The sequence below is a fragment of the Desulfobacterales bacterium genome (assembly GCA_030066985.1).
In the GTDB taxonomy this organism is placed as follows: Bacteria; Desulfobacterota; Desulfobacteria; order Desulfobacterales; family JAHEIW01; genus JAHEIW01.
Genome location: JASJAN010000003.1, coordinates 13,704 through 26,574 on the forward strand (window position 1 = coordinate 13,704; position 12,871 = coordinate 26,574).

At 49.7% G+C, this 12,871-nt stretch carries 11 protein-coding genes; 7 read left to right on the forward strand and 4 right to left on the reverse strand.

The window, feature by feature from the left end; all coding sequences use genetic code 11:
* Window positions 1-25 precede the first annotated feature (25 nt).
* The 4 genes from ald to QNJ26_02100 form a co-directional block, all read right to left on the reverse strand.
* Entirely contained in the window at window positions 26-1,138 is a 1,113-nt protein-coding gene (gene ald / locus QNJ26_02085) for an alanine dehydrogenase (protein MDJ0984305.1), read from the reverse strand.
* A 23-nt stretch (window positions 1,139-1,161) separates the two neighbouring features.
* Window positions 1,162-1,926: an HAD-IA family hydrolase gene (locus QNJ26_02090; protein MDJ0984306.1), complete on the reverse strand. Its 765-nt coding sequence runs from the start codon at window positions 1,924-1,926 to the stop codon at window positions 1,162-1,164.
* A 309-nt stretch (window positions 1,927-2,235) separates the two neighbouring features.
* Window positions 2,236-3,111 carry a class II fructose-bisphosphate aldolase family protein gene (locus tag QNJ26_02095; GenBank protein MDJ0984307.1) on the reverse strand — a complete coding sequence of 292 codons (876 nt, stop codon included), beginning with the start codon at window positions 3,109-3,111 and terminating at the stop codon, window positions 2,236-2,238.
* Between the two features lie 47 nt (window positions 3,112-3,158).
* Window positions 3,159-3,905: a GntR family transcriptional regulator gene (locus QNJ26_02100; GenBank protein ID MDJ0984308.1), complete on the reverse strand. Its 747-nt coding sequence runs from the start codon at window positions 3,903-3,905 to the stop codon at window positions 3,159-3,161.
* A gap of 354 nt (window positions 3,906-4,259) precedes the next feature.
* On the opposite strand from QNJ26_02100, the gene QNJ26_02105 reads away from it, so the two are divergent.
* From QNJ26_02105 to QNJ26_02135, 7 genes are all read left to right on the forward strand, one after another.
* A complete protein-coding gene (locus QNJ26_02105; protein MDJ0984309.1) occupies window positions 4,260-6,047 on the forward strand; it encodes an SLC13 family permease in 1,788 nt (595 codons plus the stop codon).
* 395 nt (window positions 6,048-6,442) lie between these two features.
* The gene (locus QNJ26_02110; GenBank protein MDJ0984310.1) at window positions 6,443-7,108 is read left to right on the forward strand and encodes a DUF47 family protein; all 666 of its coding nucleotides are present in this window, start codon (window positions 6,443-6,445) and stop codon (window positions 7,106-7,108) included.
* Between the two features lie 24 nt (window positions 7,109-7,132).
* Window positions 7,133-8,650, forward strand: a complete 1,518-nt coding sequence (locus QNJ26_02115; GenBank protein ID MDJ0984311.1) for an inorganic phosphate transporter — start codon at window positions 7,133-7,135, stop codon at window positions 8,648-8,650.
* A 251-nt stretch (window positions 8,651-8,901) separates the two neighbouring features.
* A complete protein-coding gene (locus QNJ26_02120) occupies window positions 8,902-11,406 on the forward strand; it encodes a glycogen/starch/alpha-glucan phosphorylase (protein ID MDJ0984312.1) in 2,505 nt (834 codons plus the stop codon).
* Window positions 11,407-11,620: 214 nt separating this feature from the next.
* Window positions 11,621-12,007 carry a Rap1a/Tai family immunity protein gene (locus tag QNJ26_02125; protein ID MDJ0984313.1) on the forward strand — a complete coding sequence of 129 codons (387 nt, stop codon included), beginning with the start codon at window positions 11,621-11,623 and terminating at the stop codon, window positions 12,005-12,007.
* A 180-nt stretch (window positions 12,008-12,187) separates the two neighbouring features.
* Window positions 12,188-12,463 (forward strand): glycine zipper domain-containing protein, encoded by a 276-nt coding sequence (locus QNJ26_02130; protein ID MDJ0984314.1) that lies wholly within the window; start codon window positions 12,188-12,190, stop codon window positions 12,461-12,463.
* Window positions 12,464-12,546: 83 nt separating this feature from the next.
* Complete coding sequence (locus tag QNJ26_02135) at window positions 12,547-12,822, forward strand: glycine zipper domain-containing protein (GenBank protein MDJ0984315.1); 276 nt, start codon at window positions 12,547-12,549, stop codon at window positions 12,820-12,822.
* The last annotated feature ends 49 nt before the right edge of the window (window positions 12,823-12,871 follow it).

Genomic DNA, 12,871 nt, shown 5'->3' on the forward strand with positions numbered 1-12,871 from the left:
GTTAGATGCATTTTTGAGACCGCTTCTAAAGAAGTTTATCGATGGCCGTATATTTCAAACCGAACGCATCTGCAACCCCACTATAGGTCACTTTGCCCTCCACGACATTAGCGCCGCGTTTGATTTCAGCATTTTCCTGCATGGCTTTTTTCCAGCCTTTATTGGCGATCTCCACCGCATACGGTAGCGTGGCATTGTTTAAGGCCAGAGTTGATGTTCTGGGCAGCGCCCCTGGCATGTTGCTGACCGCATAATGGACTATGCCATCGACCGTATAAGTTGGATCGGCATGGGTCGTTTCTTTGGATGTCTCAAAGCAGCCGCCTTGATCGATGGAAACATCCACCAGAACCGATCCTTTCTTCATACTCTTGATCACATCACGGCTGACCAGGGCTGGCGTTTTGCTGCCAGGCACCAAAACGGCACCCACGACAACATCAGCTTTGGGAAGCACCTCGCGAATGGCCGCCGGGCTGGACATCAGGGTGATACAATGGCCCGGCATGACATCACTCAAATAGCGCAAGCGATTCAGGTCAATATCGAGAATGTATACTTTGGCGCCCAGGCCGCAGGCAAGTTTGGCGGCATTGATGCCGACAACACCACCGCCCAGGATCACAACCGTGGCGGGATCCACTCCCGGCACACCGCCCAGCAAGACACCGTGACCGCCCTGGGCCATTTCGAGATATTTGGCCCCCTGCTGAATCGCCATGTCCCCAGCGACTTCGCTCATCGGTTTGAGCAAAGGTAGAGATCCATTGTCATTTTGGATGGTTTCATAGGCAATTCCGATGATCCCGCAATCAACCATGGTTTGGGTCACTTCTTCGGAGGCAGCAAGATGGAGATAGGCAAAATATATCTGACCCTTTTTAAGAAGTTCATATTCGCTTGGCTGCGGCTCCTTGACGCGCAGAATCATATCTGACCGCTCGAAAATCGTCCCTGATTGGTCCACAATTTCCGCTCCGGCATTTTTATATAGCGCGTTGTCGAACCCACTGGGATTGCCGGCATCTTTTTCGACCAGGATCGAATGGCCGTTTTGCAGCATAAATTCAACCCCGCCGGGAGACATCGCCACCCGATTCTCATCAGCCTTGATTTCTTTTAGAACGCCGATAATCATTTTGATCCCCTAAATGTTTGAGTTCAATTTGAGAAGAATTCGATTAATTGCTGGGCATGCAAAACGCCGTCAAATTCAAAAGGCTTATTAGATTGTTTCAGCTCACCCTTCTCGCCATCAGGGTCCCCCAGGGAGGTTACCACGATCGAGGCCGGGCTTAAGTCTTCATTTTCGGTATAGATGTTGGTGGTGGCCACCGATCGCAGACCGGCTGCCTCGGCCGCCAGCAACCCGTTGCGCGAGTCCTCAATCACAATACACTCATCGGGCGACAGGCCGGATTTTTCCAACGCCAGCAGGTAAATCTCCGGATCCGGTTTTTTCTTGCTGACGATATCTCCGGCCAGCACAAACTCAAGGTTAATGTCGCCCAGCATGCCTTTAGCGATCGCATTGGCCGAGCGTTCGTTGGCCGTTGTGCAGACTCCCAGTCGCAACCCGGCTGCCGTGGCTTCCCGCATCAGCCGATGCACTCCGGCTCTAAGGGGCAGGATGCCGCTTTCAATCATCTCCACAAAAATAGCGGTTTTCTTCTTGTGCAGGCTTAGCAAAAATTCATTGTCTTTTTCGACGATACCTTCCAGCAAAATGCCTTTTTCAGTGAAATAATGGCGCATGCGTTCCTTGCCACCCGATATCTGAAGCAGCTCGCCATAGGTGTCGACATCCCAATCAAAATCATAACCGGATGCTTTAAACATATTGTTAAAGGCCACCCGGTGACCATCTTTTTCGGTATCGATGATCACCCCGTCCTGATCCCAGAAAATGGCTTTTAGCTCTGACATATCTTCTCCTCCCCCCTGTATGACTATCTACAAAATGAAAGCAAATTCTAAAAAATAACTTAAGTTAAATCAGTCTTAATAATTGTTTGTACATGTATAAAGCTGAGCCTAAAATAATAGATCACGCTCATGGACACGGCGTAAAGCGTTTCAAAAACGGAGCGTACACGCTAGTACGCGAGTATTTTGAAACGGTTTAATGCACACCTTAATCTTCATGAAATAGATGTGTAATCCATTTATCCTGGATAACACAGCCCATGGGCGCCTGTCCGCCTCGGGCGGGTTAGATACATTTTCGGCCAGCTTTTAGGCCTTGTTAGTGCTGCCGAGTAATTCAATCCAATATTTAATCTTATCTTTAATCGCCGCGTTGACAGCCACATCGATTTTCCCCGGATTGAATTGATCCCGGTTTTCTGAAATATAGTCGTAAGTCGTATCGATCAAGGTGTGCTTCAGGTCAGTGGAAACATTAAATTTGGATCCCCCCAGGGCAATCAGGTTTTTGACGACATCCGGCTTCAACCCTGTGCCGCCGTGGATCACCAGAGGTACGCGCACTTGCTGGCCGTTAATTAGGGCAGCGATTTTTTCCAGGCGCTCAAAATCGATTTTGGGATTCTTGGTTTTGTATACCCCATGGGCGGTACCAATACCAGGGGCAAAAATATCGACACCGGTCTGATCGACAAAGGTCAGCGCCTGCTCGGGGTCACACAACTCCACCTCGCTTTCGGCCACCCGCACCTGATCCTCAACCCCGGATACGGTGCCCAGCTCGCCCTCGACTGAAATGCCGCCGGCAGCGTGGCAATAGTCCACCACAGCTTTGGTCTGGCGGATATTTTCGGAAAATTCTTGTTTGGAGGCATCAATCATAATATTGGTGTAACCGGCATCGGCGCACACCTGACAGAATTCAACATCCGCACAGTGGTCCAGGTGCAAACAGATCGGAATAGGCGCCTCAGCTGCGAGGGTTTTATAGATCGCGCCGACAACCTGGGGTTTTAAAAATTTTGACGGCGCCACCGAGCACTGCAGAATCAGCGGTGCGTTCAGCTCAATGGCCGCTTCCACCACCGCCTCCATTTGTATCAAATTGGTGCAATTAAACGCACCGACAGCATATTTTTCAGCCGTTGCCTTCAGCAGCATCTCTTTAGCATTAACGATCGCCATTTTTTCCTCCTCAATGATGTATGCGTGATGCTTCTAATGTTTGACCGTTACGCGTGGTATCGGCCCAGTTCGATTTCAAGCTTATAGGTATCGCCCCGGAGATAGGAATAGAGCAACTCCACCGGGATACTGTTCTCGTCAAAAGTAAGGCTTTCCATAAAAATTCCTGCTGCATTTTTAGGCAATCGGAGGATCTTGGCAATTTCAGCATTCAGATTGACAGCACTGATGGTCTGGGCACAGCGTGCCAGCTCGACATTGAACTGCTCTGAGATTATTTTATACAAAGAGCCGGTCAGATCCAGATCCAAAATGCCCTTAAATAAATCAAGCGGGAGGTAGCTTTCCTCAAAGACGTAAGGGGTACCGTCACCCATGCGAACCCGCCGTACCAGAATAACTTTTTTATTGGCACCTAAAAATAGCTGTTTGGCAATGTTATCATCAGCTTGAACGATCCGTTTTTCCAATACTTTGGATTTTTGCGTGATTCCGCTGCTTTGCATCAAATCCGTGGTGCTGGATATATGCGTTAGCTTTTGCCTTAGCTCGGCCGGGGCCTGTGCGGACACAAAAGTGCCGGTGCCCTTTTCTTTGCGAAGCAATCCTTTGGCAGTTAATTCAGCAATGGCCTGCCGGACGGTGGTGCGGGTGACATCGCACATTTTGGCCAGTTCAACTTCAGAAGGCAGTTGTGCACCCTGCTGGTATCTTCCGGTTTCGATGAGCTCCTTTAACCAGGCGCTGATCTGAAGGTATTTGGGAATCGGATTGGAGCTGTCAACAATTTTCACAGGATCATCCTTTTGAAACAAAGGCACAACCATCGCTAAGGCATCAGCTTCGGACGTAGGGTGAATGTGAGTGAATTCGGCATGTTGCATAGTCGACTAAATGTATAGATGTATATACAGCGAAACGACATCAAATTGCAACCTATTTTTTATGTGTTCGCAAAACACTGGATACATACGATTCATTTTACGATCATTTAGAGTTTCTGAATGACAGCACGGAAACGGTTTTAAGTGTAAAGGGTGCACTTTATGAAAGACGAAGATGCAGAAGTCTTGACAATGATGAATTTGATTTAAAGTTATTACATGCGCTTATGTCATTCAAAGCCCATTAATTGATAAGGACGCATTATGGAAATCTGGTTGGTAACCATCATTTTAATAGTGGCCATGATTTTGCTGGTGACCGAGAAGCTACCGGTGGATCTGACATCCATTGGTATTATGGTGGTGTTGGTTATCAGCGGGATTCTGGCACCTAGGGAAGCCATCGCCGGCTTTGCCAGCCCGGCGGTTATCACCGTGGGGTCCATGTTTTTGATTAGCAGTGGTATGATCCGCACCGGGGCGGTCGGATTTATCAGTGAAAAAGTCTTGACTTATTCCCGTGGCAGGCCCGTTCTGGCCGTATTCTTGATCCTAACGATCGTGGGTGTGGCATCCGCTTTTATCAACAACACACCGGTAGTGGTTCTATTCATTCCCATTATATTGAGCCTCAGCTGTGAGCTGAGTTTCAGCCCATCTAAAGTGCTGATACCGATATCGTATGCTTCCATTTTAGCCGGCACCTGTACGTTGATTGGAACCTCGACCAATATCATTATCAGCGATTTAAGCGCCAGGCATGGTTATGGCGCCCTGAGCATGTTTGAGTTGTCCCCGCTCGGTCTGCCCATTGCCGTGCTGGGTATTCTTTTTCTAATTGTTGCCGCCCCCAAGCTGATGCCCAGCGTGCACAATCCGATCTGTGAGCTAAAAAATGATGAAAATCGCCGCTATCTGGCCGAATTACACGTCCCGCGTGAAAGCCGTATTATCGGAGAAAATCCGAAACTGTCTTTTAAAGGAAAATATCCGGACATGGAAGTACTGGAACTGATCCGCTATTCGCACGTGTACTACCCGGACCGGGATGCCGTCAAAATGGCTGCCGATGATCTTTTGCTGGTCAAAGGCTCGGCCAATGATCTGGTGGAATTACTGCACGATGATTTAGTGGAGCTCCCGATGGCCGATCAGGATCTAAATTTTTCGTCTGAAAAGAAATCTGAAAAGAAAGAAGCGCTGATTGTGGAGCTGATCATCCCCCCCCAGTCGTCGCTGGTGGGACAGCGGCTGGTATCCAGCCGTCTGCGGCGCGATCCGGATATCCATATTATCGCCATCAAACGCAGGGAGTTGCACTATGCCGAGCCAAAAGTCAAAGATGTTCGCTTGCAGATTGGCGATATTCTGCTGGCGCGATTGCCGGAACCATCCTTAGAAAGACTGCGCGGAGAGAGGGATTTCATCATTGTTGAAGATGTTCATCATGAAATTGTGCACAAGCGGCTGGCGCGGCGCGCCTTTTTAATATTCGGTGGCATGATCGTAGCCGCCAGCACAGGAATGGCTGATATCATGGTGTGCGCCATGGCGGCTGCTTTTCTGATGGTTATCACCGGATGCTTGCAGCTGCGCAGCGCCTATCGTGCGATGGACGGGCGCGTTTTGCTGATTATCATCGCCACGATTGCCCTGAGTGCCGCCCTTGAAAAAACAGGGGCTTCTGAATTTTACGCCAAAGCATTTCTGGGTCTATTCAGCGGGGCCAGCCCGACGCTGGTTTTAAGCGGGGTGATTCTACTGACCAGTATCAGCACCCATGTCCTGAGCAACAACGCCACCGCTATTTTACTGCTGCCGATCGCCATTTCAGCCGCCAACGGTCTGGGCGTTGACCCCAAACCCTTTATCATCGCGGTTTGTTTTGGCGCCAGTGCCTGTTTCGCTACGCCTATCGGTTATCAAACCAACCTGCTGGTATACGGACCCGGCGCGTACCGTTTCAGTGATTATTTCAAACTGGGCATGCCGCTTAATCTGCTGGTCTGGGTAATGGGTTCGCTTTTCATTCCCATGATATGGCCGTTTTAAAATTTGGCACTCAGTAAAAAGTGCTTAGGTTGACATACCTATTCAGAAAAAAGTTTGCGGCACAGAATCCCTCGCCGGCTCCAGCGACCTGCTACAATTGTGATTAATAAAATGTTTGAAAACCGTATCGGAGCAAGCGGTGTGCTAAACACGCCGTTGAGCTCAACACGAATGCTTGTGATCTTATTTCAGTTGCTCTGCTTAACAAGTCTAAAAAAACGATGTGATGTCCTTATTGTCGCTTTACCCGTCAACAAAAATAGCAGAACTTTTGATAGCTAAATATATTGACATTTGAGTCCGTTTGAGAGCAGAAAAGATAATGAATGTCAAAAGATTGTCTTAAACAAAAACGAGGCATGGCTTAACCATTTCAATCCATAGAGGAGTCGAAGATGAAAAAAATCGATGTGCCGCCATTGTTTGGAAGAACGTCGACCTTGATTCACCAGATCGATGAATTCCTCGATCGGGTCGCAGAGGGCGCCATGGTTTTCGAAGAAGGTGTCGGGATCCTTGCCGAGCGCGGTGTGGATGAAGGCTGTGAGGCGAAACTGCAACATCTCAATGAACTTAAAAAAAACGCCTCCAAACTGGGGCGCGATATTGTCACCAATCTGTATGCCCAGATGCTGGTGCCGGATGCGCGCGCCGATATTCTCGAGCTGATCGCTGCCCTGAATCGTATACTTGATTCACTTCACCAGAAGTTCACCGATATTACCATTTTCAATCCGGATGTGCCCGCTGGGATAGTAAGCGGTTACAGGGAACTTACATCAGCTGTTGTTAAAACAGTGGAATCCACTGTTCAGGCTGCACGTGCCTATTTTAAGGACATCAACACTGTACGCGATCATATCCATAAGATCAGCCATCACGAGTCCGCATCCGATGAATCGGCCATACGTCTCAAGAAACAGATCTTCTCTGATGCCAATCTTAATTTCGAACTCAAGTGGATCTTGAGCAATAGCGTCAACGATATCGATCATATTGCCGATGATGCCGAACACATCGGTGACCGGCTCTCCATCTACGCCATCAAGCGCTCCCTTTAGCATACGGCATGTGAGGAAAACGTCATGGACATGACACTGATATTGATATTTCTTTCCAGCGGATTGTTTCTCGGCTGGTCGCTGGGGGCCAATGATGCCGCCAACGTGTTCGGCACCGCGGTGGGCTCCCGTATGGTGACTTTCACCACGGCCGCTGTTTTGTGCAGCGTGTTTGTCATATTAGGTGCCGTCATCAGTGGCGCGGGTGCTGCCCACGGATTGGGTAAGCTGGGAGCGGTCAATGCCATTGCTGGCTCGTTTATGTGTGCGTTCTCTGCGGCGCTGACGGTATTCTGGATGACCAAACTCGGTCTGCCGGTTTCCACCACCCAGGCCGTGGTCGGTGCCATTATCGGCTGGAATTTTTTTACAGGTTCCATCACCGACATAAATGCATTGATCAAGATCCTGGGCACGTGGGTCGCCTGCCCGGTTCTGGGCGCCATATTTGGTGCCTTGATCTACAAACTGGCGATGATTTTCATCGGTACTGTAAAACCCCATTTATTGCGAATGGATCAATACACGCGTTACGGGTTGATTATCGCCGGTATCATGGGCTCCTACAGTCTGGGGGCCAATAATATCGGCAATGTGATGGGCGTTTTTGTATCCTCTTCCCCATTTACCGATTTTCAAATTGGAGATTTATTCAAGCTGACCGGTGTCCAGCAATTGTTCTTGTTAGGCGGCATTGCTATAGCAGTGGGTGTGATTACCTACTCAAAGAGGGTCATGATGACCGTCGGCAATACCCTTTTTCCGCTCAACCCGGTGGGCGCCTTCGTGGTGGTAGTCACGCTGTCCATCGTCTTATTCCTGTTTTCCTCAACCGGGCTGGAACACTTTTTGGTTAGTAAAGGCCTGCCGCCGATTCCATTGATCCCGGTCTCCAGTTCGCAAGCTGTGGTGGGGGCCATCATTGGGATTGGTCTGCTGAAAGGGGCAAGTGGTGCACGTCAGATTAAATGGAGGGTTTTATTGAACATTGGTTCCGGATGGGTTTCTACGCCCCTCATTGCAGCGATCATCTGTTTTTTCATGCTGTTTTTCCTGCAGAATGTTTTCAATCAACAGGTGTACCGTAAAGTTTATTACCAGCTGTCACCGCCCGTGATAGAACATCTGCAAAAATCAGGTGTTCCCACAGACAAGTTGATGGACCTCAAAGATCAGAAAATTGAAAAAGGCATGGTCTTCCGGGGCGAAGTTCGCCAGCGTGTGAAGTTGCCTGGTGATCAGGAAGGTTTGGTCATTGCCGCTGCGGAGATCTACCAGATGCAGTTAGATGCCGCCAGAATCGAAAAGCTGGATAAAAAATATCTAAGTGAAGAACAGATCCGAGCGGTGGCAGCGCTTGAGGGCAAAACCTATACCTATAAATGGCAGTTGCAAGATGCGCTGACTGCGCAGACCGAAGCATGGAAAAAGAAACCGGCCACCAAACTCAACAAGGCACATAACAAAAAGCTCGGAGCTAAATTAGATTACATCTACAACACTTTTCATATCGAAGGCGAACCTCAGAGGCCATCTCCATAGCATCTGCAAATTAAGACAACTGGCGATGAACGCAATCGGCAGCCGTACGGCCATTCACGCAGCCATACGGCTGTATCAGTTGGTGGCTATCACTTAGAGCTTTAAGCATAAAGTTCAAGAGCGATCCTTGCTCACATAAAAAAATCTCCACAGAATGTTGCGCGCATCCTAAATCGTCCCTAAGTTAAAATCTCTTCACTCATTAATCTGTTGTTGGTTATTTCTCACCCTCCAGAAGAAAGGACATACTGATGGCCGCTTCAGATAAACCCATATCGCGCGATCACATCTTGGTTGAAGACGACCGTACCGGAACCAGCGTAGAAACACTGCGCCGGGCCGTGCTCGACAATCTGTTTTATATTCAGGGAAAATTTCCGGAAATAGCCACTACCAACGATTATTACATGGCACTGGCCTTCACCGTACGGGATCGACTGCTGCATCGCTGGGTCAAAACCGTTGAGACCTGGCTGCAAAAAGACGTTAAAATCGTCTGCTATCTATCGGCGGAATTTCTTATGGGGCCCCATCTGGGCAACAATTTGATCAATCTGGGGATCGAGGATCCCGTGCGCCAGGCGGTGGAAGCCGCCGGTCAGAATTTGGATGAATTGCTGCAACAGGAGGAAGAACCCGGTCTGGGTAATGGTGGTTTGGGCCGGCTGGCGGCCTGCTACCTGGATTCGCTGGCAACCCTGCAGGTGCCGGCCATCGGCTTTGGCATTCGCTACGAGCACGGCATTTTTCACCAGGAAATCCGCAATGGCTGGCAGGTGGAAATGACTGATAACTGGCTGCACCTGGGCAATCCCTGGGAAATTCGCCGGCCGGAGGTCCACTTCGAGGTCAAATTGGGCGGCCATACCATGCGTGAGCGGGATGCTCAAGGACGGGAACAGGTGCGCTGGATACCGGACAGGGTGGTTAAAGGCACCCCTTTTGACACCCCCATTTCAGGCTACCGCGTCAACACCTGCAACACGCTGCGCCTGTGGAAAGCCGAGGCGGCTGAATCTTTTGATTTTCAGGCCTTTAATGTAGGTGATTACTACGGTGCCGTGGATAAAAAGGTGGCTTCGGAGAACCTGACCAAGGTGCTTTATCCCAACGATGAGCCCATCGCCGGCAAGCGCTTGCGTCTGGAGCAGCAATACTTTTTTGTCTCCTGCTCTTTGCAAAATATTATCGACCTTCATCTGGAGGCGGGAGGACGTCTTAAGGACCTACACAGGCTATGGGCAGTTCAACTCAACGATACCCACCCGGCCATCGCGGTGGCCGAGCTGATGCGGTTGCTGGTGGACGAGCATACCATGGATTGGGACACCGCCTGGCAGATTACAGTTGAGACCTGCGGCTACACCAATCACACCCTGCTGCCCGAAGCACTTGAAACCTGGCCGCTGCCGCTGTTTCAGCGCGTGCTACCGCGTCATCTGGAAATCATTTATGAGATCAACCACCGTTTTTTGCATCAGGTGCGCGAACGCTTTTCCGGAGATGATGCGCGTCTGGCGCGCATGTCGTTGATTGATGAATCCGGCGAAAAAGCCGTGCGAATGGCCAACCTGGCCTGTGTCGGCAGCCATGCCATCAATGGCGTGGCCGCCCTGCACACCGAGCTGGTCAAAAAGGATGTGCTGCACGATTTCTTTGAAATGATGCCGGATAAGTTCAGTAACAAGACCAACGGGGTTACCCCACGCCGTTTCATGGTATTGAGCAATCCGGGACTGGCCGGGTTGATCAAGCGAACCGTGGGCGACGGATGGGCAACCGACCTGACGGCCCTGCGCCAGTTGGAGCCCCATGCAAATGATCCGGACTTTCAAGCCCAGTGGCAACGCATCAAGTTGGAAAGCAAGTATCGGCTGGCCGATCTGGTTGAAACCCAGACCGGTATCAAGGTCGACCCGCAATCGATTTTTGACATCATGGTCAAGCGGATCCACGAATACAAGCGCCAGCACCTGATGGTGCTGCATATAATTTCACTGTACCAGCGCATCAAGGCCGAGCCGGATCTGGATGTCGTTCCGCGAACGTTTATCTTCAGCGGCAAGGCCGCCCCGGGGTATGATCTGGCCAAACGGATCATCAAACTGATTCACGCCGTGGGTGCGGTCGTCAATAGCGATCCGGACATCAGCAACCGGCTCAAAGTGGTGTTCATACCGGACCTGAGCGTAAAGATCGGCCAGTTGATCTATCCGGCTGCCGATCTGTCCGAACAAATTTCCATGGCCGGCAAGGAGGCCTCCGGCACCGGCAATATGAAATTCGCCCTTAACGGGGCTTTGACCATTGGCACCCTGGACGGCGCCAATGTTGAAATGCGCGAAGAAGTAGGTGCGGAGAATTTTTTTCTGTTTGGTCTTACAGCCGAGCAAGTCAAAAGACGCAAAGCGACAGGCTACAATCCTTATGACGTCTACCAATCAGATAACAGGTTGAAGGCAGCTATCGATGCGATTTCCTCAGGACAGTTTTCCGATGGAGACCCCTATCTGTTCAAACCCATCATCGATGCCTTGTTGTACCATGATGAATATCTGGTGCTGGCAGATTTTGCCGATTATCTTGCCTGCCAGCAACAGGTGGATGAGGCTTACCGGAAATCAGCGCACTGGACGCGGATGTCAATTCTGAACGTGGCCCGCATGGGCAAATTCTCATCTGACCGCTCAATTAAAGAGTACTGCGCAGACATCTGGAAAGCAGAACCGGTTCCTGTGGAATTGGAAAGAAAGTAGAGAAAAACCAGGGAAAAGAAGAAAAGTAAAATGCAATCATGCACGTATCAAATGAAGTGTATTTTTTGTAAAAGAAAAACCTATATGGAAGTTGCTTTTTTCAATTGACGCATTGCAGTTCATGATTACAATAAGTTATCGATTTTAAGTTAAACTCATGTTCTTCCAACCAGATTCAATCCCTAATTACAAGCTATGAGAGGAGGACTTCAAGATGAAATTCAAATCTTTATTCTATGCAGTGGTATTGGTTTCATTAGTACCGGGTTTCGCATTCGCCGGCTCGGTTACACAGGCAGACTTTAAAGCCGAGACAACCCAACAACTTCTGAATTTGTGTTCGGCGGCCCCGGACGATCCCTTTTTCAACCATGCGCTGAACTTTTGCCATGGTTATTTTCAGGGAGCGTACGATTACTACGAAGCTGCCCATACCGGACCAAAAGGTATTCGAATGGTCTGTTTCACCGATCCGCCGCCAACGCGCAACCAGGCCATTAATAAGTTCGTCGGTTGGGCCAAATCGAAACCGCAATACAGCCAAGAGCAACCGGTAGATACATTCTTTAGATTCCTCACAACGACTTGGCCATGCAATTGATTGAGTAGGAAAAACACCATCAGGAGCATATTGTTAATCGCTACTAGAATTTGGATGATAGCATTTGACTCAGAGAACCTGAAAGTATAATTCATCAAGCAGTCAATGCTCATTATCCAGCAAGCGAATGGCAACTCGCCAACAAGCCCCAATCAAAGGTTTTTGTAAAAGGAGCAAAGTATGAAAAAAATAGTCATCGTGATGGTTATGGTCATCGCCCTGGGAATGGTCATTGCTGGGTGTTCATCGGATACCGGCAGGCGGACGGGCACGGGTGCTGCAATCGGTGCTGCCGGTGGCGGGGTCATTGGTGCCGCGGCGGGCAACACCCCGGTAGGCATAGCCGCAGGAGCAGCCGCCGGAGCGGGTGCCGGTTATTTGTATGACCGCCACAAAAAATCCAAGGAAAAAGCATACGAAGACGGGTATAAAGACGGCCAGAAAAAAAGCCAATAATATCTCTGCTTAACGCTTATTTCTAAATGAATCGATACACCGCACCTTTTAAGTTTGAGTTCATTTTAAAGAAGGAGAAAACCATGAAAAAGTTATTGATTATAGCCATTATCGTCATCAGCCTGGGACTGGTCATTGGAGGGTGTTCATCGGATACCGGCAGGCGGACCGGCACAGGCGCTGCCATTGGTGCTGCCGGCGGTGGCCTCATTGGTGCCGCAGCGGGCAACACCCCCGTAGGATTAGCAGTCGGGGCCGCTGCCGGGGCGGGCGCAGGTTATTTGTACGACCGTCACAAAAAGTCTGAAGAAAAAGCGTACGAAGAAGGTTACAAGGACGGGCAGAAAAAAAGCCAATAATCGCCATACAGTGATCGCATCTTGGCCTAACCGCCAACTGCTGTAACCC

What these genes read in the sequence shown, in the direction of transcription:
- ald (MDJ0984305.1), bottom strand. Translation starts at nt 1,138, where the DNA reads ATGATTATCGGCGTTCTAAAAGAAATCAAGGCTGATGAGAATCGGGTG.
- QNJ26_02090 (MDJ0984306.1), bottom strand. Translation starts at nt 1,926, where the DNA reads ATGTCAGAGCTAAAAGCCATTTTCTGGGATCAGGACGGGGTGATCATC.
- QNJ26_02095 (MDJ0984307.1), bottom strand. Translation starts at nt 3,111, where the DNA reads ATGGCGATCGTTAATGCTAAAGAGATGCTGCTGAAGGCAACGGCTGAA.
- QNJ26_02105 (MDJ0984309.1), top strand. Translation starts at nt 4,260, where the DNA reads ATGGAAATCTGGTTGGTAACCATCATTTTAATAGTGGCCATGATTTTG.
- QNJ26_02110 (MDJ0984310.1), top strand. Translation starts at nt 6,443, where the DNA reads ATGAAAAAAATCGATGTGCCGCCATTGTTTGGAAGAACGTCGACCTTG.
- QNJ26_02115 (MDJ0984311.1), top strand. Translation starts at nt 7,133, where the DNA reads ATGGACATGACACTGATATTGATATTTCTTTCCAGCGGATTGTTTCTC.
- QNJ26_02120 (MDJ0984312.1), top strand. Translation starts at nt 8,902, where the DNA reads ATGGCCGCTTCAGATAAACCCATATCGCGCGATCACATCTTGGTTGAA.
- QNJ26_02125 (MDJ0984313.1), top strand. Translation starts at nt 11,621, where the DNA reads ATGAAATTCAAATCTTTATTCTATGCAGTGGTATTGGTTTCATTAGTA.
- QNJ26_02130 (MDJ0984314.1), top strand. Translation starts at nt 12,188, where the DNA reads ATGAAAAAAATAGTCATCGTGATGGTTATGGTCATCGCCCTGGGAATG.
- QNJ26_02135 (MDJ0984315.1), top strand. Translation starts at nt 12,547, where the DNA reads ATGAAAAAGTTATTGATTATAGCCATTATCGTCATCAGCCTGGGACTG.